A 22,713-nucleotide genomic window follows, 5' to 3' on the forward strand; every position below is an offset into this window, starting at 1 on the left:
GATGGCGGGTTCCGCGAGACCGCGGGCCATTTCACTCCATGGAATGCGCATGCGTGACGGGCCGCGCCTTCCGGCGCTGCGGCGGCGCCACGCTGAGCACCGGCTCGGCGTCGATTGCGCGAACTTCTTCATGCTCCAAAGCGACATCCGCGGTATCGGCGTCTATGGAACATCGCACCGCACCGGCGTCCAGCGCCGTCCCGCCAGCGCGCTGACAATCGGCGATCCGCTCCGCGCAAGCCGCGGGCGCCAGCAATGACGCCACCAACAGCACGCGCTTCAAGGCAATGGCCTTCATGTTCGGGCGCTCCGCAAGGCTCACGGCAGCCGTTTCCGGCATCCTGGCACTATAAGGCCGCCGTGCCCGCGGAGTTCCCGCCGAATCCGGTCCCCACCGCAGGACGTGTGCGGTAGTCCGGTGCGCCCCCGCCTTAGCCGAACAGATGCCGGTGCATCGCCTCCCAACTCGCACGGTCGGGGGTCAGCATCACCCCACCGTTGAGGACGGTCGGACGATAGGGCGATCCGTTGAACAGCGCGCTGTAGCCGCCGGCCTCCGCGTGGAGCAGAACGCCCGCCGCGTGATCCCACGGCATCAGGCGATGGTACATCGAGAAATGCGCCCGGCCGTCGAGCAAGCGCAGATACTCCTGCGCGGCGCTGGACAGGCAGACGCGGGGACCCAGGGAGCGGCCGCGCTCATCCAACTGGCGCCCGAGATCCTCGGCGCAGAATCGCGTCGACAGCGCTCCGGTCATCTCGGTCAGGGGGACCGCCGGGGCGACCGTGACGCGCTTGCCGTTCAGGTAGGCGCCCTGCCCTTTCACCGCCGTGGCGATGCGCCCGTCGCACGGGTCGTAGATCCAGCCGGCCAGCGTCTCGCCGCGGCAGGCCAAGGCGATGATCACGGCGAAGAGCGGGCGCCCGTTCGCGAAGTTCAGCGTGCCGTCGATCGGGTCGATGATCCAGACCGGCGCGTCGCCATGGATGCGGTCGAGCAGGGACTTGTCCTCGGAGACGGCTTCCTCCCCCACCACCGTGCTGCCGGGAAGCAGGTCCAGCAGGCGCGGCGTCAGGGCGCGTTCGCCCGCCTCGTCGGCCAGGGTCACGAGATCGGCCGGCCCGGTCTTCTCGCGGATGCCGGCGCTCGCCAGATCGCGGAAATAGGGAAGTATCTCGCTCTCCGCGACCTCGCGGATGATCGCGGAGACGCGGTCGACGTCAGGAATCGGAAAATTCGTCACGGTTTCGGTACCGCTTTGTTGGATCGGGGATCGAGTCTCAGAACCGTTCCGCCATCCTTCGGCGGTTCCGGCAGCATGACTTTGCCGTCCAGGCCACTGTCTTTCAACGCTTTGACCAGCGCGTCATAGGTGGCCTGATCGGCCGCGGGGTTCGGGGCGGGCGGCGTGCCGGTCAAGGGGCCGGGTTCCGGCGGCTTGCGCGGCGCGTTCGGATCGGGCGGGGCCTGCGGCACGTCGCGCGCTTCCCGCGCCTCCTCCTTGGGCGTCGGCGGGGGCGGACGCCACAGGCGGAAACCGTCGGTGAAGGTGGCTTCCTTGCAGGCCTTCAGCAGTTCCTTCGGGTCCGGAGCCACGACCAGCGGGCTGAAGGGGGCGGGAGGAAACTCCGCAGGCTCCGGCGGCAGGGGATCTTCCGGAGCGACCGGCGGCTCCTCCACGAATCCCGGTGGCAACACCCGTTCGACGGCTGCGGCGGTGCCCGCGAAGGCCAGAAACGCCAAGGACAGGAGTGCGATCGGGACGCGCAAGGGAATCCGGAAAAAGAAGGCGGGCCGAGCGTCCATTATGGCGCCCTGCCCGCTGCATAGCCACGGACAAATCCTTGTCCCGGCACCCCCCGCCTCCCTCAGGAGCGCGGCAGGCTGTCGCTCGGGGTGGCGTGCAGCGCCCAGGCGGCCAGTTCGGACCGCAGGGCGGCGATCTTGCTGCTTTCCGCCGGGTTGGTTTCCTTGCGCCAAGCGTCACTGATGATTTCCAGAAGACGGGCGCGACCGGCGTTGTCGCGCGACAGTTCCTGGATGCGCAGCACCGCGGCACCGGGCGACAATTGCTCCTGCCGGGCGACCAGGGTCACCTGATCGGCCAGGAAGGCGGTGATCGAAAAGTGTGTTGGATCGGTCTGCAAACGCATAGGCGGGCCTCCTCCCGGGGATAACCCATCGGCTCCCCGGCTCAAATATCGGGGGCGCGTTGGGAAAAGGCTACACCTCGGACGTCGTAGGACGGGGCTGAAATCGGGCGCGTCATGTCGTCGCACGTGCACGAACGAATTATGACGCGCCCGATTCCTTTATGGCGAAAGATCAGCCGTGCACGAACCGCTTCTCGAAACGGGCCAGATCCGCCGGGTCGATGGCCACCTGGATGTGGGCCTGGACCTCATCGTCCCGCCGCTCCAGCACCTCACCTTTTTCATAGAGCCACGCGAGCGCCGCCCCGTCCCCCAACGCGACGGACAGGTCCACCACATGGCGGTGGGCATTCATCCGCTGGTCGAGCAGCCGGTCGAGATCGGCGATCCCCGCCCCCGACAGGGCGGACACCGCGACGGCGCGCGGGTTGCGGGCCGTCTGGGCCAGGATCGCCTCGCGGGACTCCTTGTCCAGCGCATCGATCTTGTTCAGCACTTCGATCACGCGGTCGTCGGCGTCCGGGTCGATGCCCATATCGCTCATGACCTCGTGCACGTCGGCCTTCTGGGCCTCGCTGTCCTGGTGGGAGACGTCGCGGACATGCAGGATGATGTCGGCGGCGTCGACCTCCTCCAGCGTGGCGCGGAAGGCGGCGACGAGGCCGTGCGGCAGGTCGGAGATGAAGCCCACCGTGTCCGACAGGATCACCTTGCGCCCGGACGGCAGGGTCACCTGACGCATCGTCGGGTCCAGCGTGGCGAACAGCAGGTCCTTGGCGAAGACGTCGGCGTTGGCCAGCCGGTTGAACAGCGTCGACTTGCCGGCGTTGGTGTAGCCGACCAGAGCCACCACGGGGTACGGCACCTTGGCGCGGGCCTTGCGGTGCAGACCGCGGGTGCGGCGGACCTCCTCCAACTCCTTCTTGATCTTGACGATTCGGTCGCCGATCAACCGGCGGTCCATCTCAAGCTGGGATTCACCGGGGCCGCCGAGGAAGCCGAAGCCGCCGCGCTGGCGTTCCAGGTGGGTCCAGGAGCGGACGAGGCGCGACTTCTGGTAGGTCAGGGCCGCCAGTTCGACCTGGAGCATGCCTTCGCGCGTGCGGGCGCGGGCGCCGAAGATCTCCAGGATCAGGCCGGTGCGGTCGATGACCTTGACCTTGAGGGCCTTCTCCAGATTGCGCTGCTGCACCGGCGACAGCGCGTGGTCGAGGATGACGAGGGATGCCTCCGTCTCCTCCACGATCTGGGCAAAATGCTCCACCGTCCCCGACCCGAGAAGGATCGAAGGCTGCGGGCGGTTCACCCGCGCGCATTCGGCGTGCACGACCTCCAGATCGATGGCGCGGGCAAGGCCCACCGCCTCGTCCAGGCAGGATTCGGGATGGCGCAGGACCCCGTCCGCCTCATTACGGAGGACGGGGTGGACCACGATGGCGCGGCCGGAGGCATCAGGCGTCCGGCCATTGCCATTGGTCGAAAAATCAGACGTTTTCACCTTCCTTGGGCGGCTCGAAGAGTTGGATCGGATGCGCGGGCATCACGGTGGAGATGGCGTGCTTGTAGACGAGCTGCGAATGCGCATCGCGCCGCAGCAGAACCGAGAAGTTGTCGAACCAGGTGATGATTCCCTGAAGTTTAACACCGTTCACAAGGAACACGGTTACGGGAGTCTTGTTCTTGCGGACGTGGTTGAGGAACACGTCCTGCACATTTTGGCTTTTTTCAGACATTTTATGTCGCCCCCTTCTTCAGTGTTTTTTGGGGCCCCTTGTTAGAAGCCCGCCCCCTGCAGCGATAAGGTATGGCTGGTCGCAACCGTCTCGACTACTGGTCATCCGATATGGTGTCACCACCGTTGCCCACCAAGCCGCACAATGCATGGCAGGTGTCGTACCGGTGGGCCGGAGGGAAGCGGGTGAAGCCGCTGCCCTCGCCTGCCCCTATTAGCACCGGGACCATTCCCGCGCCATGGGCACATTCCATGTCGATGTCGGCGTCCCCTACGAACCAGACGTCCGGACCCGGCGGAATGTTCGCCGGTTCCAGCGCCATCATCACCGGTGCGCCGTGCGGCTTGTCGAATTCGGCGTCCTGGGCGCCGACCAGACGGCCGAAATAGCCGGTCCAGCCCAGCGCGTCGGCTTCCGCCCGCAGGAAGCGGCCGGTCTTGTTCGAGACCACCGCCTGATAGATTCCGCGCTCGGCGAAGCCGCGCAGCAGGGATTCCGCACCCGGCAGGGGCCGGAGATGCTCCAGGTGATGCGCCTCGAAATAGGCGTAGAAAAGGTCGCGCGCGTCGGTCCAGCGCTCCCCGAAGATGCGGGGGAAGCTGTCGCGCAGCGACTGCTTGATGCGCTCCCGCGCCTCATCCTCGGTCCAGGCCGGATGGCCGAAGGTGACCAGCGCGTGGTTCAGCGCGGCGCGCACCGTGCCCCAATTGTCGACCAGCGTGTTGTCCCAGTCGTAGAGGACGGCGCGCGGCAGCACAGGCAGGCGGTCGATGACGGCGGCGGCGTCACTCATGACGGCACCCCGGCGGCCACGTAATCGAGATAAGCCTGACGCAGCGTGCGCGTGACCGGCCCCGGCCGGCCCTCGCCCACCGGCTTCCCGTCGATGCGGGTCACCGGAAGCGCGAAGGTGCCGGCGGAGGACACGAAGGCTTCGCGGGCGGCGAGCGCCTCCTCCACCGTGAAGCTGCGCTCCTCCACCGGAATGCCGCGCTCGCCGGCCAGCCGCAGAAGCGACAGGCGGGTGATGCCGTTGAGGATCTTCTGCGACGGGGCGCGGGTCACCAGCACGCCGTCCTGCGTGACGATCCAGGCGTTGGAAGAGGACCCCTCCGTCACCGTGCCGTCCGGGTCGATCAGCCACGCCTCGTAAGCGCCCGATTGGGCGGCCTGCTGCTTGGCCAGCACCGGCGCGAGGAGGCCGACCGTCTTGATGTCCCGCCGGCCCCAGCGGATGTCGGGCACCGTGACAACGGACACGCCCTTCTCGAGCTGCTCCGGCTTGGCGAAGGCGGTGACCCGCTTGACGGTCATCACCAGCGTCGCGGGGATGTCCACCGGGAACTTGAAGTCGCGCGGGGCGACACCGCGGGTGACCTGGATGTAGAGCGAACCGTTGCGGACACCGTTCCGCCGCACCAGCTCGCGGGCGATCATCGTCACGACGCGCGGCGCCGCCGGCCAGTCCATGCGCAGTTCCGACAGGCTGCGGCCCAGACGCTCCATATGGCCGTCCAGGTCCGCGAAGCGCCCATCGAGGAGGGTCACCACCTCATAGACGCCGTCGGCGAACTGGAAACCGCGATCTTCCACATGAACCGCCGCCTGCCGGTGCGGCAGGTAACGGCCGTTGACGTATGCCCATCGAGCCATGGAGGTTCTTTTTGTTGGTGCCAAAAACGATACGGGAGACGATCAGAAGAATTCAAGCCGGACGGCGAACATCTTCTCCACCTTCTTCACCTGACCGGCGGTGGCGAGGATGATGACGCGGTCCTTCGGGCGGATCACCGTGGCCGGGCGCGGGATGATGACCTCGTCGCCGCGCACGATCGCTCCGACGATGACCCCGGAGGGCAGCTTCACCTCCCGCAGCGGCGTGTTCACCACCGCTGAGGTTTCCAGCGCCTCCGCCTCGATGACCTCGGCAAAGCCGTCGCGCAGGCTGTGCACCGCGCGGATGCGGCCGCGACGGACGTGCTGGAGGATGTTCGACACGGTGATGGCGCGCGGGCTGACCACCGCGTCGATCCCCAGCGGCGACACCAGCGAGGTGTAGGACGCCTTGTTGATCAGCGTGATGGCGCGCTTCGCCCCATGCCGCTTGGCGAGCAGCGAGGAGAGGATGTTGCCCTCGTCGTCGTTGGTCACGGCGACCACCGTCTCGGTGGCGCGGACGTTGGCCTCCTCCAGGATTTCCGGGTCCAACCCGTCGCCGTGCAGCACCATGGTGCGCGACAGGCGCTGCGCCACGAACTGGGCGCGGCTGCGGTTCATCTCGATGATGCGGGCGGTGACGTGGGGGTACTTGGCCTCCAACTCCTCCGCCAGGCACAGCCCAATGTTGCCGCCACCCAGGATGATGATGCGGCGGGCCTCCACCTCTTCATGACCGAAGGCGGCCATGGCGCGGTTCAGGTGGCGGTTGTCGCAGGCGAAATAGACCTCGTCGCCGGGCAGCATCTGGTCGTCGCCGCCGGGGATGAAGGACCGGTCGTTGCGGATGATCGCCACCACCTCCAGCCCAAGGTCGGGGAACAGGCCGGTCAACTGGCGCAGCGGCGTGTGCAGCACCGGGCAGGTTTCCGTGCACAGCACGCCGACGACGCGGACCTTGCCGTCCGCCAGCGGGATCATGTCGAAGGCGCCCGGCACCTGGAGCCGGCGGGCGATGGCGCGCGCCACCGCGATCTCCGGGGAGATGATGACGTCGATCGGCATGTGGTCGCGGCTGAACAGGTCCGCCCAGATCGGCTTCAGATAGCTCTGGTTGCGGACGCGGGCGATCTTGGTCGGCACCTTGAACAGGGCGTGCGCGACCTCGCAGGCGACCATGTTGATCTCATCAATCTGGGTGACCGCGATGATCATGTCAGTCTCGCCCGCCCCCGCCGCCTCCAGAACGTCGGGGTGTGAAGCGTGGCCGACCATGGCCTGCACGTCGAGCGTATCGCTGATTCGCTGGATGAGTTCCGGCGAATGGTCGATCACCGTGACGTTGTTGCCCTCGGACGCCAGATAGCGCGCGATGTTCGAGCCGACCTGCCCGGCTCCGCAAACGATGACCTTCACGGCCTTTGCACCCTTCCCCGCCCATTTTCCAGGCACTTAGGACAGGGACCTTATCATTTTGCGGCAGAGCGCACCAACTCTATGTTTGCGAAGGGAAATACGGGCCAACATGCGAGCGTGGACAGGAAGAGGGGTGACGGATGCGACGGATGCGCCCTGCCCCATCACCCCTCCCCCGGCAATCATCGCGAAACGGAGACCCGTTTTCCCGGCTTTGGCGTCAGCTGTTGTCGATCGTGTAATAGAACTGCGTGACGACTCCTTCCGGAGCACCGTCCTTGCGGGTGTCGAAGTTGAAGTCCTGCGACCGGCCATCGATGTTGACCGATCCCTGGAAATGGGCCGGCCCGTTGAAATTCACACCGATCAGCAGAAGCTGATTCACGCCGGCCTGCAGGTTGCCGGTCAGCACGACCTGTTCATTGATCGATTCGCCGCCACCAATGCGGTTGTAAACTTGAGCGCCGTTCAAATAAGCGACAAGTTGGTTGTCGGTATAATTGACCGTCAAGACAGCAGTGGTCGCCATATTGCGATTCCTCCTCATAAAAAAATACTGTTTGTTGTTAAGCGCACTCACAAATCAATGAATATTTAGGCAATGAACTTCGATCAACACCAAAAATGTTATTCGAAATTTCACAGAAAATATAAATACGATTGTATTTAATGATTCACTTAAAACAAGAAAATAATTAATCAAGGCCAATCAAAATAATGGAATTACCGCAACGCAATTTCAGAGGACGCACACCAACGACACAAGTCGGCAAGCACCGCCCTCAGACAAAATAAAAGCAGGTTCCCAAGCCGCCCGCGTTCGGGACATGCTCGGAATACCTGCTTTAGGAGAAAGGGCGGTTCCTTGTGCTTGACGATGCTGGGCAAGCCTACTCGACGAACAGCTTGCCCTTCTCGCTGCCGTGCACGCCGAGCGATTTCAGCTTCCGGTGCAAGGCGGAACGCTCCATCCCCACGAAGGACGCGGTGCGGGAGATGTTGCCGCCGAAGCGCGTCACCTGGGCCAACAGATACTCGCGCTCGAATACCTCGCGCGCCTCGCGGAGCGGCAGGCCCATGATCTCGCCACCCTTGTCCCATTTCAGGACGGTGGGGGTGATGGCACCGATTTCCGGCGGCAGCTGGTCGGCGCGGATCGGCTCCTTGGGATCGCCCTGTGCCATGATGAGCAGCCAATCCACCACGTTGCGCAACTGCCGCACGTTGCCCGGCCAGTCGTAGGCCTGCAGCGCGGCCATAGCGTCCTCGCCGAAGTCGCGGGCCGGCAGGCCGGCGGCCTCCGCCGAGCGCTGCATGAAGTGGCGGGCCAGCAGCGGGATGTCCTCGCGCCGCTCGGCAAGCGAGGGCACGCGGATCGGCACGACGGCAAGACGATAGAACAGGTCCTGGCGGAAGCGGCCCTGGTCGATTTCCGCCTGGAGGTCGCGGTTGGAGGTCGCAATGACGCGCACGTCCACCTCGACCCGCTGGCCGCCACCGACCCGCTCGAACACCTGCTCCTGCAGGGCGCGGACGATCTTGCCCTGGGTTTCCAGCGGCATGTCGGCCACCTCGTCGAGCAGCAGCGTGCCGCCGTGCGCCTGTTCGAAGGTGCCGATCTTGCGCCCGCCGCCGTCCACACCGGCTTCCGTGCCGAACAGCTCCATCTCCAGCCGGTCGGGACGCATGGTGGCGCAGTTCAGCCCGACGAAGGGGCCGCCGGCCCGGCGCGACCGCGCGTGGATCAACCGGGCCACCACCTCCTTGCCGGAGCCGGCGGGGCCGGTGACGAGAACGCGGCTGCCGGTGGGCGACACCTTCTCGATGCTCTGGCGGACGTGGTTGACGGCGGTGGACCGGCCGATCAGTTCCACCTCGCCGCCGGCGCGCAGCTTCAGCTCCTCGTTCTCGCGCTTCAGCCGGGCCGCTTCGATGGCGCGGTCCACCATCAGCAGCAGCCGGTCGGCCTTGAAGGGCTTCTCGATAAAGTCGTAGGCGCCGATCTTGATCGCCGAGACGGCGGTCTCGATGTTGCCATGGCCGGAGATCATGATGACCGGCAGGTTCCGGTGGTCGCGCATCAGCTGTTCGAGGATTTGAAGCCCGTCCAGCCGGCTGCCCTGGAGCCAGATGTCCAACACCACGAGGCTCGGCCGGCGGGCGGAGACCTGGGCGAACGCCTGATCGGCGTCGGCGGCTTCACGCGTCTTCATGCCTTCGTCGTTCAGGATGCCGGCGATCAGCATCCGGATGTCCGCTTCGTCGTCGACGATCAGAATGTCATGCGCCATGGGCTGCGTGCCTCTTCTCTTCACCGGTCTCCGCCGGCGTGCCAACGCCGCCGGGGGCATCGCCCGCGGCCGTGCCGGAGCTGTTGGACGTGTTGGGGATGACCAGCCCGACGCGCGCCCCGCCGCCTTCGCGGTCCTCCAGGGTCAGCACGCCGCCGTGGTCCTCCATGATCTTCTTGACGATTGCCAGCCCCAGTCCCGTGCCTTTCGCGCGCGTCGTCACGTAGGGCTCGGTCAGCCGGTCGCGTTCCTCGGTCGGCAGGCCCTTGCCGTTGTCCTCGATGATCATGGCGATGCGCTCGGCATCGGCCTCGACCCGGATGGCGACATGGCCGGGCGGCAGCTCCGCGCCTTCGGCCGGCGGTGGGCGCCCTTCGATGGCGTCCGCGGCGTTCTGCAGCAGGTTGGTCAGCGCCTGGCTGATCTGGCGGCTGTCGCAGGGCACGGTGAGCGGCCCCTGGGGAAGCGCCATGTCGAACTTGATCTTGCCGGCGTGCGCGCTGGATTGCAGGAACACCGCCTGCCGGACGAGGTCGTTGAGGTTGCAGGGCTTCATCACCGGCTGCGGCATGCGTGCGAAGGCTGAAAATTCGTCCACCATCCGCCGGATGTCGTCCACCTGACGGACGATGGTGTCCGTGCACATGGTGAAGACCTCGGTGTCGGTGGTGATCTCCTTCAAGTACTTGCGACGCAGCCGCTCGGCGGAGAGCTGGATCGGCGTCAGCGGATTCTTGATCTCGTGGGCGATGCGGCGGGCGACGTCGGCCCAGGCCGCCTTGCGCTGGGCGGAGACCAGTTCGGTGATGTCGTCGAACGTCACCACATAGCCGCGGATCTCCCCACTGCCCCGCCCTTCGGTGGAGATGCGGACGAGCAGCGTCAGCGGCGTCGTGCCGGGACGGCGGATCTGGATCTGGTCCTGCACCACCCGGCCGGGGCGGCCCGGCGCATGGTCCAGAAGCTCTCCCATCTCCGGCGACAGCTCGGCCAGCTTCATCCCAATCAGGCTTTCCGCGTCCTCGACGCCGAGAAGGCGCGCAGCCGAGAAGTTGGGAAGGGTGATGCGACCCTCCGCATCCAACCCGATCACGCCCGCCGACACGCCGCCCAGCACGGTCTCGGTGAAGCGGCGGCGCTCGTCGATCAGGCGGTTGGCGGAGAGAAGTTCGTGCCGCTGGCTTTCGATCTCCGTCGTCATGCGGTTGAAGGCGCGCGACAGCAGGCCAAGCTCGTCCTCGGCGGGCGGCTCGGTCACCCGGACGGTCAGGTCGCCGGCGCGCACCCGCTCCGCGGCACCGATCAGGGCGCTGATCGGCCGCGCCAGCCGCGTCGCGAAGATCAGCCCCGCCCAGACCGCCGCCAGCAGAAGCAGCATGGCCACGACCAGGAAGATCAAGGTGAAGGTGATCTGCAGGCTGCCACGCTGGCTTTCCAGCGCCCCGAACTCCCGCACCGCCCCTTCCGCCGAGGCCATGTGCGAGAGCACGCGCGGCTCGACCATGCGGCCGACATAGAGATAGGTGTCGGCGAAGCGGTCGAGCCGGACCAGCGCGCGCACGCGGTCATCGTTCTCGCTGACGATCATCGCCACCTCGCCGCGGCGGGCGGTGGCGAGCTTGTCGTCGGGGATCGGGTCGAACTCCAGCGCGAAGGTGTAGCCGGAGCGCGCGACGATGGCGCCGGTCGTGCCGTTGAAGACGATGGCCTCCGACAGGGCGCGCAGCATCGCCTGGGTGGCGACCACCTGCTCGAACCGCTCGGGATCGCTGGCGAGGCGCGCCGCCTCCTGGTTCAGGTCGTTCGCCATGGCGAGCGCATCGGCGCGGATGTTCTGCTGGTGCTCGTGGAGATAGGCGCTGGCGACCGCCAGCGATTCGTTCACCGCCGTGCGCACCCGCTCGCTGAACCAGGACTGCACGCCGACATAGAAGAAGACCGTGGAGAAGATGGCCATGATGATGGCTGGCGCGACGGCGAGAAGGCTGAACACCGCGACCAGACGCACATGCATCTGCGACCCGGCGAGGCCGCGCCGCCGCCCGATCCACAGATAGACAATGCGCCGTGCGATCAGCACGCCGAGCAGCAGCAGAAGCGCCAGATCGAGGGTCAGCAGCCACGTGACGGTCCGCGGGTTGGTTTCCCCGAAGGGCGCGCTCTCCGTCAGCGCCGTATAGGTCGCGAAGCCCGCCACCAGGGCCGCCAGGGACAGCGCGAAGGCAAGCCGCTTCGCCAACCCGACCCGGATTGCCCAGCGAAGGAACTGCTGCCAAAGCGGCGTGGCGGTTTCAGGGGGTGTGGACGACATGAATTCCGGCAACCAGTCTGTTGCCAGAATGATACACGAGCTGTTGCCGTCCTGCCAAGCGGCAACCCCTCTGCCTTTCGCACAGTCCCTAAGGAGCATTGCGAACGGCAGAGGTGCCGGAAGTCTGTCGCAAAAACACCACGCTGTGGGATTGCGGCGACGCCCGGCCAATCCGCCGGGCGCCGGATCACTTCAACCCGCGCACCACCTGGATGTCGAGATCGCGGATCTTCTTGCGCAGCGTGTTGCGATTGAGTCCGAGCAGTTGCGCCGCCTTGATCTGGTTGCCCCGCGTCGCCGAGAGGCTGAGCGAGATCAGGGGACGTTCGACCTCGCGCAGCACCCGGTCATAGAGGCCGTTTGACGGCATCCCGTCCTTGTGCGCGGCGAAATAATCCTTGAGGTGGCGCTCCACGGCGGCGGACAGTCCCTCGCCTTGCGGTTCCTCCACCGGCTGGGCGGCGGGCGTGGTGTCGGCAAGCTCCGCCTCCACCACGTCGAGCCCAATGACCTCCTGCGAATAGAGCGCGGCGAGGCGGCGGACGAGGTTCTCCAGCTCGCGGACGTTGCCGGGCCAGCGGTAGCGCTTCAACCGGTCCATGGCGGGCTGGTCGATGCTCTTCACCGGCAGCCCTTGGGCCGAGCATTGGTTCAGGAAGTGGCGAACCAGGAGCGGCACGTCCTCCGTACGCTCGCGCAGCGGCGGCAGACGGATGGGAACGACGCACAGACGATAGAACAGATCCTCGCGGAACAGGCCCTGGCGGATCAGGGTGCGCAGGTCACGGTGGGTCGCGGCGACGATGCGTACGTCCGTCTTGATTGGTGTACGTCCGCCGACGGTGGTGTACTCGCCTTCCTGCAGCACGCGCAGCAGGCGGGTCTGCGCCTCCAGCGGCATGTCGCCGATCTCATCGAGAAACAGGGTGCCGCCCTGCGCCTGCTCGAAGCGGCCGGTCGACCGGTTGGTGGCTCCGGTGAAGGCGCCCTTCTCGTGACCGAACAGCTCGGACTCGATCAGTTCGCGCGGGATGGCCGCCATGTTGATGGCGACGAAGGGGCCGTTGCGCCGCTTGCCGTAATCGTGCAGCGCGCGGGCCACCAGTTCCTTGCCGGTGCCCGACTCGCCGGTGATGGTCACCGTCAGGTCGGTGCCCATCAAACGGGCAAGGACGCGGTAGATCTCCTGCATGGCCGGCGAGCGGCCGATCAGGGGAAGCTGCTCGTCCGCCTCGCCGGCGTCGGCGGGCAGCGCCGCCGGCGGCGTGTTGGAGTTCAGCGCCCGCTCGACGACCGAGACCAGCTCCTTCAGGTCGAAGGGCTTGGGCAGGTACTCGAAGGCGCCGCGCTCCGCCGCCTTCACGGCGGTAATAAGCGTGTTCTGCGCGCTCATCACGATGATGCGCAAATCGGGTCGGATCTTCTTGATCCGCGGGATCAGGTCCAGCCCGTTCTCGTCGGGCATCACCACGTCAGTGATGATGAGGTCGCCCTGCCCGTCCGCCACCCAGCGCCAGAGCGTGGAGGCATTGCCGGTGGTGCGCACCTCGTGCCCGAGACGGGCGAGGGCCTGGGTCAGAACGGTGCGGATGGCGCGGTCGTCGTCCGCAACCAGGATCGTGGCTGCACTCATCCGATGGCCCCTCGGATGCCTCTGGCCGGTGCAGGATCGCCGCTCATCTGCGCTTCATCGAACATGGGTAGCGAGACCTTGAAGACGGTGCGGCGCGGCTGGCTGTCAAATTCGATGACGCCGCCGTGGTCGCCGACGATTTTGGCTACCAATGCAAGCCCCAGGCCAGTCCCATTGACCTTGGTCGTAATGAACGCATCGAAGAGGTTGGAGCGCAGATCGTCGGGTATGCCGTCCCCATTATCCTGAACGGACACCAGCAACGGCAGGTGCAGGCGGGTGTCGCCGCCGGGCAGGGCCATGCGGACGCCGTGCTGATAAGATGTGCTGAGCATGATCTCGCCGCCCGATTCCGGTGCAGCTTCTGCTGCATTTTTAATCAGGTTGAGGAAAATCTGGATGAGCTGGTCGCGGTTGCCATAAACTGGCGGCAGGGATGGGTCGTAGCGCTCGATGAAACGGATGTTCCGCGCGAAGCCGCTCTGGGCCACCTTGCGGACATGCTCCAGAACGGTGTGGATGTTCACTGCATCGCGCTCCAGCGGGCGCTGGTCCGAGAAGACCTCCATCCGGTTGACCAGGGCGACGATGCGGTCGGCCTCGTCGCAGATCAGCCGGGTGAGCACCCGGTCGGACTCGCTGCAGTTCTCTTCCAAGAGCTGCGCCGCCCCGCGGATGCCCGACAGCGGATTCTTGACCTCATGCCCGAGCATCGACGCCATGGCGGTGACCGAGCGGGCGGCGTTGCGGTGGGTCAGGGAATTGTCGATCTTGCGGGCCAGCGTGCGTTCGTTGACCGTCAGCAGCACATGGTCGGCGGGCTCGCCCAGCGCGGTGACCCGCACGGTGACATGGTGCGGACCGATGCGCGGCGTGTCGATGACGACGCCCTCCTGCGAGGCGCGGTGGCGGCCCTGCTGGACCTGCTCGATCAATTGGCTGACCGGGCTGTTGGGCGGCAGCAGCTCCGCCAGGGGCATGCCTTCCATCATGGCGGCGGACAGGCCGAAGAACTCCTGCGCCTCCAGATTGACGTAGCGGATGTCGCCGGAACCGTCGACGACCAGAACCGGGTCGGGGAGCGCGTTCAGCATGATGGACGGATCGATGCAGGAGCGGACGGGTCGGTAGGAACCGGAGGGCGCACGGGGCCGCGCCGGGCGGCGGGGCAATGGAGCAGCGGCAGATGCACGGGCCATCAGGCAGCCATCCTTTCGATCGCCGGGGCGTAGAAGTCGCGGATGAAGCCTCGCACTCGTTCGGGATCGGACATGCGGTTGACCTCCGAGCGGAATTCGGCGGAGTCGCGCAGGCCCGTTGAGTACCAGGAGATGTGCTTGCGGGCGACGCGCAGCCCGCCTTCAACGCCGTAATGGGTCAGCATGGCGTCGTAATGCTCCAGCAGCGCGTCGAGCTGCTCGTGGAGCGGCGGGTCGGGCAACCGCTCGCCGGTGCGGATGTAATGCATCACCTGGGCGGGGAACCAGGGGCGCCCGTAGGCGCCGCGCCCGATCATCACCCCGTCGGCGCCGGACTCGGCGAGCGCGCGGTCCACGGCGTCGAAGGAGGTGATGTCGCCGTTGACCACAACCGGAATCGACACCGCCTCCTTCACGGAGCGGATGAAGGACCAGTCGGCGGTGCCGTTGTAGAACTGCTCGCGGGTGCGACCGTGAACGGTGACCAGCTTGATCCCGCACTCCTCCGCGATGCGGGCGAGACGAGGCGCGTTCAGGCTGTTGTCGTCCCAGCCCTTGCGCATCTTCAGCGTCACCGGGATCGAGACCGCCTTCGCCGTGGCCTCCAGGATGCGGGCGGCGAGCGCCTCGTCGCGCATCAGGGAGGAGCCGGCGTGGCCGTTGACCACCTTCTTCACCGGGCAGCCGAAGTTGATGTCGATGATGGCCGCCCCGCGGTCTTCGTTCAGCTTCGCCGCCTCGGCCATCACGTCGGGCTCGCAGCCGGCGAGTTGGACCGCCATGGGGAACTGCTCCGGCTCGCACTCGACCATGCGCAGCGTTTGGCGGTTCTCGCGGATCATCGCCTGACTTGCGACCATCTCTGAAACGACCAGTCCGCAGCCCGACTGCTTCACCAGCCGCCGGAACGGCAGGTCGGTGACGCCGGACATAGGAGCGAGGATCACCGGACCCTCAAGCGAGATGGTGCCGATTTGAATGGCCATGTTCACCTGCCCACATCATGGGCACATTAGCGATATGATGAGAATTTGTGCACGGTAGCACAGCGTTTCGGCATGTTGCAAGTGCACATCCCACGAACGCCGCGCTGGCTGTCATGCGTGGGGGTTAGCCGAGCAGGACGTCGGTGACGAACTTGACGCCCGGATAGGCGAGAGTCAGCAGCAGATAGGCGATCAGCACGAGACGCGCGGCCATCCGCCCGCGCACGCCGGTGCGGGCGTGGGCGAGCAGCAACCCACCGATGACGACGAAGCTGGCGACGGACAGAAGCGTCTTGTGGTCGGCGCGCAGCAGCGCGCCGGTTTCGTAATAGAGCACCGCCATTCCCGTGGCGAGACCGGCCCCCAGAACCGCCTCCGAGGCGCCGAGGAGGTGGAGCTGCATCCGCTCGCTTTCCGTCACCGGGGGCAGGAACCGGGTCAGCGGCGTCGGGCGTTTCGACTTCAGCGCCCGCTCCTGAAGGAAGGCGGCGAGCGACGCCACGGCGGCCATGGTCAGCAGCGCGTAGGTGATGACCGATACAGCGATGTGCAGGTCGATCCAGATGCCCGGCGCCCCGCCGCGCAGCACCGGCGCCGGCGCCTGCTGGGCCAGCGTCGCGAAGGCGCCGACGGTCAGCAGATAGGGCAGCAGCAGCGGCGAGAGCCGCCACGCCGACCGGGTCAGTGCGCTCATCGCCATGAACAGCAGCATGCAGGCGGCGATGGTGATCCACAGCGCGGTGGACAGGCCGGTGTGCCAGCGTCCCGCCACCTGGGTCAGCGCCCAGGCCGCCGGTCCGGCGAACCCCAGCGCCAGGGCGCCCCAGAAATAGGCGGAGCGGCCATCCGCCCCCTGCCCCGCGATCCGGTGGTACGGGTAGATGGACGCCGGCAGCAGAGCCATCAGCGCGGTCAGGCTGTAGACGATGTTCTGCGACATGCGGCGGACCCGTGCCCTTCCCTCTGCGGAAACCCAAAGTCGCTGTTGGACCCAAAGTGGCTGTTGGACAAGTCTCTGAAGCTCTTGGCGGAACGCCGGTGAGCGGCTAGGCTCCGCTGCGTCCGGCCGCCATGACGTAAGCGTCACGCGGACGGCCCGTCAAGCGCGGATACCATAGCCCAAACGGCAGGGAAACGCCCCATGTCTTCCATTAACGCGTCTTCCTGCGTCGCGCTGATCGTCGCCGCCGGGACTGGACAGCGGTTCGGCGCCGAGCGGCCCAAGCAATATCTCGATCTGGCCGGCCAGCCGGTTCTGCGCCGCACAGTCGAGGCCTTCCGGCGCCACCCCAAGGTGAGCGCGGTGCGCGTCGTCATCAATCCCGCCTTTCGCGACCTCTACGATGCGGCCGTCGCGGGGCTGGACCTGCCCGAACCGGTGGCCGGCGGGGCATCCCGCCAGGATTCGGTGCGCAACGGGCTGGAGGCGTTGGCCGACTCGGCGCCGGGCCTCGTGCTGATCCACGACGCGGCCCGCCCGCTGATCGACGCCGGCACCATCGACGCGGTGATCGCGGCGCTCGACACCCACCCCGCGGCGCTGGCCGCCGTTCCGGTCGCCGACACGCTGAAGCGCGGCAATGGCGGTCCGGACGGGGAGCTTGTGGCCGGCACGGTGGACCGCAGCGGCCTGTGGCGCGCCCAGACCCCGCAGGGCTTCCGCTTTCCCGAGATCCTGGCCGCGCATCGCGACGCCGCCGGGCTGGAGTTGACCGACGATGCGGCGGTCGCCGAACGCGCCGGGCTCCCGGTCGCGCTGGTGCCCGCCAGGCAGGAGAATTTCAAGGTGACCACCCCCGACGACCTGACCCGCGCCACCCGCGCGCTCGACTCCGCCCTGTCCGACATTCGCACCGGATCGGGCTTCGACGTGCACCGCTTCGCCGAGGGCGATCACGTCACGCTTTGCGGCGTGCGGGTTCCGCACACGCACCGGCTGGACGGCCATTCCGACGCCGACGTCGGGCTGCACGCGCTGACCGACGCCATCCTGGGCGCGCTGTGCGCCGGGGACATCGGCAGCCATTTCCCGCCCAGCGACCCGCAATGGCGCGGTGCCGACAGCGCGCTGTTCCTGAAACACGCGGCGGAGTTGGTGACGGCGCGCGGCGGGCGGATCGCCCATGTCGACGTGACGATCATCTGCGAGCGCCCGAAGGTCGGCCCGCACCGCGAGGCGATGACCGCGCGCGTTGCCGAAATTCTGGGCATGCCGGTGGACCGGGTCAGCGTGAAGGCGACGACGACCGAGCGGCTCGGCTTCACCGGGCGCGGCGAAGGCATCGCGGCGCAGGCGATGGCGACGGTCCGTCTGCCGGGATAGCATGAGCTTTCCGTAGCCCTCCCCCAGAAGGAGAGAGGGGCTGGTTTTGGCACGACGACGAAAGGGACCCGCATGTTTCCCGATCACATCCGCGAACTCGCGGCCAAGCTGCTCGCGGAATACGAATTGGCCGGCTACAGCCTGGCGACCGCCGAATCCTGCACGGGCGGTCTGATCGCGGGCGCGCTGACCGACATCGCGGGGTCGTCCAAGGTGGTGGATCGCGGCTTCGTCACCTACTCCAACGTCGCCAAGTCGGAGATGCTCGGCGTGCCGCCCAGCCTGATCTACGCCCACGGCGCGGTCAGCGCGGAGGTGGCGGTGGCCATGGCAGTGGGCGCCCTGGCGAAATCGAAGGCCGACGTGACGGTGGCGGTTACCGGAGTTGCCGGACCCGGCGGCGGGACACCGGAAAAGCCGGTCGGGCGCGTCTACATCGCCACGGCGGTCCGGCGCGGCGCCGCCAAGCACAAGGAATACACCTTTCCCGGCGACCGCGAGGCGGTGCGCCTCGCGACCGTGCAGACCGCGCTGGAGCGGCTGCGCACGGCCCGCCCGGAAACCGCGATTCGCTGACGGAGGAGCGGCCTCAGGCGGTTCGCGCCGCCGCGGGCCGGGTGGCGCCGTTGCCATAGAGCTGGTTGGCGCGGGTTTCGAAGGCCTGCACCATCCGGCGCACCGCCTCGTTGAACAGCACGCCCATGATCTTCTGCAGCATCTTCGAGCGGAACTCGAAATCCACGTAGAAATCCACGCAGACTCCGCCCTCGTGCGGGGTGAAGATCCAGTGATTGTTCAGATACTGGAATGGCCCCTCGGTGTACTGGACGTTGATGCGGCGGTTCGCCTCGTCCAGTTCCACCCGCGAGGTGAAGCGTTCGCGGACCATCTTGAAGCCGATGACGAGGTCCGCGAACATCACGTCGCCTTCGCGGCGGCGGATGCGGGCGGCGAGGCACCAGGGCAGGAATTCCGGGTACTTCTCCACATCGGCGACCAGCCGGTACATCTGCTCCGGCGTGTAGGGAAGAACCTTCTTTTCCGCGTGCGTCGGCATACCCGCTCCGTTTCTCTTTCGGCCGCCTCTCAGCCCGCCGCCCTTCAGCCCGCCGTTGCCGCGAGCTTGCGGAGGCGAGCCTCCCGCAGCTTCGCGAAGTCCGCCCCGGCGTGATAGCTGGAGCGGGTCAGCGGCGTCGAGGCCACCATCAGGAAACCCTTGCCGCGGCCAAGTGTTGCATAGCTCTGGAATTCTTCCGGAGTCACGAACCGGTCCACCGCCGCGTGCTTGGGCGTCGGCTGGAGGTACTGGCCGATCGTCATGAAGTCAACATCGGCGGCGCGCAGATCGTCCATCACCTGCCCGACCTCCTCGCGCGTCTCGCCCAACCCGACCATCACGCCGGACTTGGTGAACATCGACGGGTCCAGCTCCTTCACCCGCGCCAGCAGCTGCAGCGAGGTGAAATAGCGCGCGCCCGGACGAATCGTCGGGTAGAGGCGCGGCGCCGTTTCCAGATTGTGGTTGAAGACGTCGGGCTTCGCCTCGACCACCACCTCCACGGCCCCCTTCTTCTTCTGGAAGTCGGGGGTCAGGATCTCGATGGTCGTGTCGGGCGACGCGGCGCGGATGGCGCGGATGGTCCGGGCGAAATGCTCCGCCCCGCCGTCCTCCAGGTCGTCGCGGTCCACCGAGGTGACGACGACGTGGCTCAGCTTCAGCTGGGCCACCGCCTCACCCACGTTGTCCGGCTCGTGCGGGTCGAGCTGGTCGGGGCGGCCGGTGCCGACGTTGCAGAAAGCGCAGCCGCGGGTGCAGACGGACCCGAGGATCATGAAGGTCGCGTGCTTGTGCTTCCAGCACTCCCCGATGTTCGGGCAGGCCGCCTCTTCGCACACGGTGTTGAGCTTGAGCCCGCGCATCAGGTTGCGCGTCTCGTTGTATTCCTGGCTGGTCGGCGCCTTGACGCGAATCCAGCCCGGTTTGCGCTGGATCGGGTTGTCGGGCTTGTGGGCCTTTTCGGGATGGCGAAGCTTCTCGGGGTGATCGGCCACGGTCATGGTCTGAAGTGCTCCCACGGGCTGCCCGGCGGCAGCGCCGATGCTGAACGGTAACGCGCCGCCACGGCGCAAGGGAACGGCGCAAGGCCGGCGGACACGGTCCCGCCGGATAGGCCGGAATGACCGACCGGTCAAGTCTGATTATCAGCCGCAACGAAACAACACCGCCAAAAGGATGACGGCGCCCGAATCGTCCCTCCCCCGCCCCGGGGGGCGAGGGAGGAAACGACCGTCGATCAGACCCCACTCAGTCGATCAGACAGGCCACTTAGAAGTGGATGGCCCGGCCGTAGGCATCAAGAACCGACTCGTGCATCATCTCCGACAGGGTCGGATGCGGGAACACCGTCTGCATCAGCTCCTGCTCGGTGGTCTCCATGGTCTTGGCGACCGTGTAGCCCTGGATCAGCTCCGTCACCTCGGCGCCGACCATGTGGGCACCCAGCAGCTCGCCGGTCTTGGCATCGAACACGGTCTTCACCATGCCGTCCGCCTCGCCTAGAGCGATGGCCTTGCCGTTGCCGATGAAGGGGAAGCGGCCGACGCGGACCTCGTAGCCCGCCTCCTTCGCCTTCTTCTCGGTCAGACCGACCGACGCGATCTGCGGGTGCGAGTAGGTGCAGCCCGGGATGTTGCGGACGTCCAGCGCGTGCGGGTGCTTGCCGGCGATGTGCTCGACGGCGATGACGCCCTCGTGGCTGGCCTTGTGGGCGAGCCAGGGAGCCCCCGTCACGTCGCCGATGGCGTAGACGCCCGGCTCGTCGGTCTGGCAGTTGGCGTTGGTCTTGATGTGGCCGCGGTCGGTCTGGACCTTGGTGTTCTCCAGGCCCAGATTCTCCGTGTTCGGCGAGATGCCGACGGCGAGGATCACGCGGTCGACCGTGATGTCCTCGGTCTTGCCGTTGGCTTCCACCGCCACCGTCACGCTGTCGGCGCCCTTGCGCAGGTTGCCGGCCTTGCCGTTGGTGATGATGCGCATGCCCTGCTTTTCGAACTGCTTGCGGGCGAAGGCCGAGATTTCCTCGTCCTCGACCGGCAGGATGCGGTCCATCACCTCGACCACCGTCACCTTGGCGCCCAGCTCGTTGTAGAAGCTGGCGAACTCGATGCCGATGGCGCCGGAGCCGATGACCAGCAGCGACTTCGGCGTCGTGTTCGGGGTCATCGCCTTGCGGTAGGTCCAGACGAGGTTGCCATCGTCCTCCAGACCCGGAAGGGTGCGGGCGCGGGCGCCCGTGGCGATGATGATGTTCTTCGCCCCGAAGGTGCCGACCGCCGCACCGCCCTTGGACACGGCCACCTGCCCCTTGCCGAGCAGCTTGGCCTCGCCCTCGATGACGGCGACCTTATTCTTCTTCAGCAGGTGCTTGACGCCGCCGTTGAGCTGCCCCGCCACCTTGCGGGACCGCTGAACGACCTTGTCCAGGTCGAAGGACGGGTTCTGAATGACCAGCCCGTACTCCGCGGCGTGCTTGGCGTTGCGCAGCACCTCGGCCGAGCGCAGGAGCGCCTTGGTCGGGATGCAGCCCCAGTTGAGGCAGATGCCGCCGAGGTTCTCACGCTCCACCACCGCGGTGGAGAGGCCGAGCTGGGCGGCGCGGATCGCCGCCACATAGCCGCCCGGACCGCCGCCGATGACGATGAGGTCGTAGTTCATGTCAGCCATGGTCGGCGCCCCCTTACAGCAGCATGCTCAGCGGGTCCTCGATCAGCTTCTTGAAAGCCGCGAGGAATTCCGCACCCTGCGCGCCGTCGGCGACGCGGTGATCCACAGTGACCGAGACGGTCATCACGGTGGCAATGGCGAGAGCGCCGTTCTTCACGACCGGACGCTGCTCACCGGCGCCGACCGCCATGATGCAGGCCTGCGGCGGGTTGATGATCGCCGCGAACTCCCGGATGCCGTACATGCCGAGGTTGGAGATCGAGAAGGTGCCGCCCTGGTACTCTTCCGGCTTCAGCTTGCCGTCGCGGGCGCGCTCCGCCAGACCCTTCATCTCGTTGGAGATCTCGGCCAGCCCCTTGGTCTCCGCCTTCTTGACGATGGGCGTGATCAGGCCGGTCGGGGTGGCCACGGCGACCGAGATGTCGACGTGGTCGTAACGGAGGATGGCCTCCTCCGACCAGGCGGCGTTGATGTTCGGGAACTTCTTCAGCGTCAGCGCGGCGGCGCGGATGATGAAGTCGTTGACCGACAGCTTGTAGTCCTTGGAGCGGGCGTTCAGGTCGGCGCGGACCTTCAGCAGCGCGTCCAGCTCGCAGTCGATGGCCAGGAAGTAATCCGGCACCGTCTGCTGCACCTCGGTCAGACGACGGGAGATCGTCTTGCGCATGGAGCTGTTCGGCTGCGCCTTGTAGCGCATGCCCAGCTTGTCCGAGAGGTCCTTGGCGTCGATGCCCGCGGCCTTCGGGGCCGGAGCGGCGGCGGCCGGAGCAGCCGCCGGGGCGGCGGCGGGAGCCTGGGCGGCGGCCTGCGGAGCGGCAGCCTTGGCGGTGCCGCCGGCCTTGGCGGCCTCGATGTCAGCCTTGACGATGCGGCCGTTCGGGCCGGAGCCCTTGACGGCCTTCAGGTCGAGACCGGCCTGCTCGGCCAGACGGCGGGCCAGCGGGCTGGCGAACACGCGGCCACCGCCATGGGCGGCGGGAGCCGGAGCGGCCGCGGCCTGCGGAGCCGGGGCAGCGGCCTTGGCGAGCGCGCTGTCGTCCTCGCCCTCTTCCAGCAGCACGGCGATCGGGGTGTTCACCGCGACGCCCTGCGTGCCGGCCTGCACGAGGATCTTGCCGAGACGGCCTTCGTCCGCCGCCTCGACTTCCATGGTGGCCTTGTCGGTTTCGATCTCGGCGATCACGTCGCCGGACTTCACCGCGTCGCCTTCCTTCTTCAGCCACTTGGCGAGGTTGCCCTCGGTCATGGTCGGAGAGAGGGCGGGCATGAGAATCTGGATGGTCATTC

The 22,713-nt window shown here is 67.0% G+C and carries 22 protein-coding genes; 2 read left to right on the forward strand and 20 right to left on the reverse strand.

Annotated elements, in window-relative coordinates:
* Window positions 1-31: 31 nt before the first annotated feature.
* The 16 genes from ACWPXE_RS03430 to ACWPXE_RS03505 all read right to left on the reverse strand — a co-directional run bounded on the left by ACWPXE_RS03430 (window position 32) and on the right by ACWPXE_RS03505 (window position 16,319).
* Window positions 32-298 carry a hypothetical protein gene (locus ACWPXE_RS03430; protein WP_454016697.1) on the reverse strand — a complete coding sequence of 89 codons (267 nt, stop codon included), beginning with the start codon at window positions 296-298 and terminating at the stop codon, window positions 32-34.
* 133 nt (window positions 299-431) lie between these two features.
* The gene (locus ACWPXE_RS03435) at window positions 432-1,244 is read right to left on the reverse strand and encodes an inositol monophosphatase family protein (protein ID WP_454016698.1); all 813 of its coding nucleotides are present in this window, start codon (window positions 1,242-1,244) and stop codon (window positions 432-434) included.
* Entirely contained in the window at window positions 1,241-1,771 is a 531-nt protein-coding gene (locus tag ACWPXE_RS03440; RefSeq protein WP_454016699.1) for a hypothetical protein, read from the reverse strand. The genes ACWPXE_RS03435 and ACWPXE_RS03440 overlap by 4 nt, the downstream gene beginning before the upstream one ends.
* Window positions 1,772-1,869: 98 nt before the next feature.
* Window positions 1,870-2,154: a hypothetical protein gene (locus ACWPXE_RS03445; protein ID WP_454016700.1), complete on the reverse strand. Its 285-nt coding sequence runs from the start codon at window positions 2,152-2,154 to the stop codon at window positions 1,870-1,872.
* 172 nt (window positions 2,155-2,326) lie between these two features.
* Complete coding sequence (gene hflX / locus ACWPXE_RS03450; RefSeq protein ID WP_454016701.1) at window positions 2,327-3,586, reverse strand: GTPase HflX; 1,260 nt, start codon at window positions 3,584-3,586, stop codon at window positions 2,327-2,329.
* Window positions 3,587-3,638: 52 nt separating this feature from the next.
* Complete coding sequence (gene hfq / locus ACWPXE_RS03455; protein ID WP_035675971.1) at window positions 3,639-3,887, reverse strand: RNA chaperone Hfq; 249 nt, start codon at window positions 3,885-3,887, stop codon at window positions 3,639-3,641.
* Window positions 3,888-3,981: 94 nt separating this feature from the next.
* Entirely contained in the window at window positions 3,982-4,680 is a 699-nt protein-coding gene (locus ACWPXE_RS03460) for an HAD family hydrolase (protein WP_237906170.1), read from the reverse strand.
* On the reverse strand, window positions 4,677-5,540 hold the full coding sequence (locus ACWPXE_RS03465; RefSeq protein ID WP_454016702.1) for a D-amino-acid transaminase: 864 nt from the start codon (window positions 5,538-5,540) through the stop codon (window positions 4,677-4,679). Before ACWPXE_RS03465 ends, ACWPXE_RS03460 begins: the two co-directional genes overlap by 4 nt.
* 42 nt (window positions 5,541-5,582) lie before the next feature.
* On the reverse strand, window positions 5,583-6,959 hold the full coding sequence (gene trkA / locus ACWPXE_RS03470; RefSeq protein ID WP_014197050.1) for a Trk system potassium transporter TrkA: 1,377 nt from the start codon (window positions 6,957-6,959) through the stop codon (window positions 5,583-5,585).
* A 220-nt stretch (window positions 6,960-7,179) separates the two neighbouring features.
* Complete coding sequence (locus ACWPXE_RS03475; RefSeq protein ID WP_145672014.1) at window positions 7,180-7,488, reverse strand: hypothetical protein; 309 nt, start codon at window positions 7,486-7,488, stop codon at window positions 7,180-7,182.
* Between the two features lie 361 nt (window positions 7,489-7,849).
* Window positions 7,850-9,250, reverse strand: coding sequence for a nitrogen assimilation response regulator NtrX (ntrX, locus tag ACWPXE_RS03480; RefSeq protein ID WP_454016703.1), 1,401 nt, complete (start codon window positions 9,248-9,250; stop codon window positions 7,850-7,852).
* The gene (locus ACWPXE_RS03485; protein WP_454016704.1) at window positions 9,240-11,561 is read right to left on the reverse strand and encodes an ATP-binding protein; all 2,322 of its coding nucleotides are present in this window, start codon (window positions 11,559-11,561) and stop codon (window positions 9,240-9,242) included. The genes ntrX and ACWPXE_RS03485 overlap by 11 nt, the downstream gene beginning before the upstream one ends.
* A gap of 187 nt (window positions 11,562-11,748) precedes the next feature.
* Window positions 11,749-13,194: a nitrogen regulation protein NR(I) gene (ntrC, locus tag ACWPXE_RS03490; RefSeq protein WP_014197046.1), complete on the reverse strand. Its 1,446-nt coding sequence runs from the start codon at window positions 13,192-13,194 to the stop codon at window positions 11,749-11,751.
* Window positions 13,191-14,393 (reverse strand): two-component system sensor histidine kinase NtrB, encoded by a 1,203-nt coding sequence (locus ACWPXE_RS03495; RefSeq protein WP_454016705.1) that lies wholly within the window; start codon window positions 14,391-14,393, stop codon window positions 13,191-13,193. The genes ntrC and ACWPXE_RS03495 overlap by 4 nt, the downstream gene beginning before the upstream one ends.
* A complete protein-coding gene (dusB, locus tag ACWPXE_RS03500) occupies window positions 14,393-15,379 on the reverse strand; it encodes a tRNA dihydrouridine synthase DusB (RefSeq protein ID WP_454016706.1) in 987 nt (328 codons plus the stop codon). Before dusB ends, ACWPXE_RS03495 begins: the two co-directional genes overlap by 1 nt.
* Before the next feature lie 124 nt (window positions 15,380-15,503).
* Window positions 15,504-16,319: a cytochrome C assembly family protein gene (locus ACWPXE_RS03505; RefSeq protein ID WP_040134121.1), complete on the reverse strand. Its 816-nt coding sequence runs from the start codon at window positions 16,317-16,319 to the stop codon at window positions 15,504-15,506.
* A gap of 201 nt (window positions 16,320-16,520) precedes the next feature.
* On the opposite strand from ACWPXE_RS03505, the gene ACWPXE_RS03510 reads away from it, so the two are divergent.
* Window positions 16,521-17,702 (forward strand): bifunctional 2-C-methyl-D-erythritol 4-phosphate cytidylyltransferase/2-C-methyl-D-erythritol 2,4-cyclodiphosphate synthase, encoded by a 1,182-nt coding sequence (locus tag ACWPXE_RS03510; protein WP_454016707.1) that lies wholly within the window; start codon window positions 16,521-16,523, stop codon window positions 17,700-17,702.
* 72 nt (window positions 17,703-17,774) lie between these two features.
* Window positions 17,775-18,278, forward strand: coding sequence for a CinA family protein (locus ACWPXE_RS03515; protein ID WP_454016708.1), 504 nt, complete (start codon window positions 17,775-17,777; stop codon window positions 18,276-18,278).
* Window positions 18,279-18,291: 13 nt separating this feature from the next.
* On the opposite strand, the gene ACWPXE_RS03520 is transcribed toward ACWPXE_RS03515, so the two are convergent.
* The 4 genes from ACWPXE_RS03520 to ACWPXE_RS03535 form a co-directional block, all read right to left on the reverse strand.
* Entirely contained in the window at window positions 18,292-18,759 is a 468-nt protein-coding gene (locus ACWPXE_RS03520) for a type II toxin-antitoxin system RatA family toxin (protein ID WP_040134124.1), read from the reverse strand.
* A 44-nt stretch (window positions 18,760-18,803) separates the two neighbouring features.
* Window positions 18,804-19,760, reverse strand: coding sequence for a lipoyl synthase (gene lipA, locus ACWPXE_RS03525; protein WP_454016709.1), 957 nt, complete (start codon window positions 19,758-19,760; stop codon window positions 18,804-18,806).
* Between the two features lie 268 nt (window positions 19,761-20,028).
* Window positions 20,029-21,426, reverse strand: a complete 1,398-nt coding sequence (gene lpdA, locus ACWPXE_RS03530; protein WP_454016710.1) for a dihydrolipoyl dehydrogenase — start codon at window positions 21,424-21,426, stop codon at window positions 20,029-20,031.
* A gap of 13 nt (window positions 21,427-21,439) precedes the next feature.
* Complete coding sequence (locus ACWPXE_RS03535; protein ID WP_454016711.1) at window positions 21,440-22,711, reverse strand: 2-oxo acid dehydrogenase subunit E2; 1,272 nt, start codon at window positions 22,709-22,711, stop codon at window positions 21,440-21,442.
* Window positions 22,712-22,713 lie beyond the last annotated feature (2 nt).

It is taken from the genome of Azospirillum sp. Marseille-Q6669 (genome assembly GCF_965111635.1).

Bases quoted from the DNA above. Each gene is read 5' to 3' on its own strand.
- ACWPXE_RS03430 (WP_454016697.1), bottom strand. From the start codon at position 298: ATGAAGGCCATTGCCTTGAAGCGCGTGCTGTTGGTGGCGTCATTGCTG.
- ACWPXE_RS03445 (WP_454016700.1), bottom strand. From the start codon at position 2,154: ATGCGTTTGCAGACCGATCCAACACACTTTTCGATCACCGCCTTCCTG.
- hfq (WP_035675971.1), bottom strand. From the start codon at position 3,887: ATGTCTGAAAAAAGCCAAAATGTGCAGGACGTGTTCCTCAACCACGTC.
- ACWPXE_RS03460 (WP_237906170.1), bottom strand. From the start codon at position 4,680: ATGAGTGACGCCGCCGCCGTCATCGACCGCCTGCCTGTGCTGCCGCGC.
- ACWPXE_RS03465 (WP_454016702.1), bottom strand. From the start codon at position 5,540: ATGGCTCGATGGGCATACGTCAACGGCCGTTACCTGCCGCACCGGCAG.
- ACWPXE_RS03475 (WP_145672014.1), bottom strand. From the start codon at position 7,488: ATGGCGACCACTGCTGTCTTGACGGTCAATTATACCGACAACCAACTT.
- ntrX (WP_454016703.1), bottom strand. From the start codon at position 9,250: ATGGCGCATGACATTCTGATCGTCGACGACGAAGCGGACATCCGGATG.
- ACWPXE_RS03485 (WP_454016704.1), bottom strand. From the start codon at position 11,561: ATGTCGTCCACACCCCCTGAAACCGCCACGCCGCTTTGGCAGCAGTTC.
- ntrC (WP_014197046.1), bottom strand. From the start codon at position 13,194: ATGAGTGCAGCCACGATCCTGGTTGCGGACGACGACCGCGCCATCCGC.
- ACWPXE_RS03495 (WP_454016705.1), bottom strand. From the start codon at position 14,393: ATGGCCCGTGCATCTGCCGCTGCTCCATTGCCCCGCCGCCCGGCGCGG.
- dusB (WP_454016706.1), bottom strand. From the start codon at position 15,379: ATGGCCATTCAAATCGGCACCATCTCGCTTGAGGGTCCGGTGATCCTC.
- ACWPXE_RS03505 (WP_040134121.1), bottom strand. From the start codon at position 16,319: ATGTCGCAGAACATCGTCTACAGCCTGACCGCGCTGATGGCTCTGCTG.
- ACWPXE_RS03510 (WP_454016707.1), top strand. From the start codon at position 16,521: ATGTCTTCCATTAACGCGTCTTCCTGCGTCGCGCTGATCGTCGCCGCC.
- ACWPXE_RS03515 (WP_454016708.1), top strand. From the start codon at position 17,775: ATGTTTCCCGATCACATCCGCGAACTCGCGGCCAAGCTGCTCGCGGAA.
- ACWPXE_RS03520 (WP_040134124.1), bottom strand. From the start codon at position 18,759: ATGCCGACGCACGCGGAAAAGAAGGTTCTTCCCTACACGCCGGAGCAG.
- lipA (WP_454016709.1), bottom strand. From the start codon at position 19,760: ATGACCGTGGCCGATCACCCCGAGAAGCTTCGCCATCCCGAAAAGGCC.
- lpdA (WP_454016710.1), bottom strand. From the start codon at position 21,426: ATGGCTGACATGAACTACGACCTCATCGTCATCGGCGGCGGTCCGGGC.
- ACWPXE_RS03535 (WP_454016711.1), bottom strand. From the start codon at position 22,711: ATGACCATCCAGATTCTCATGCCCGCCCTCTCTCCGACCATGACCGAG.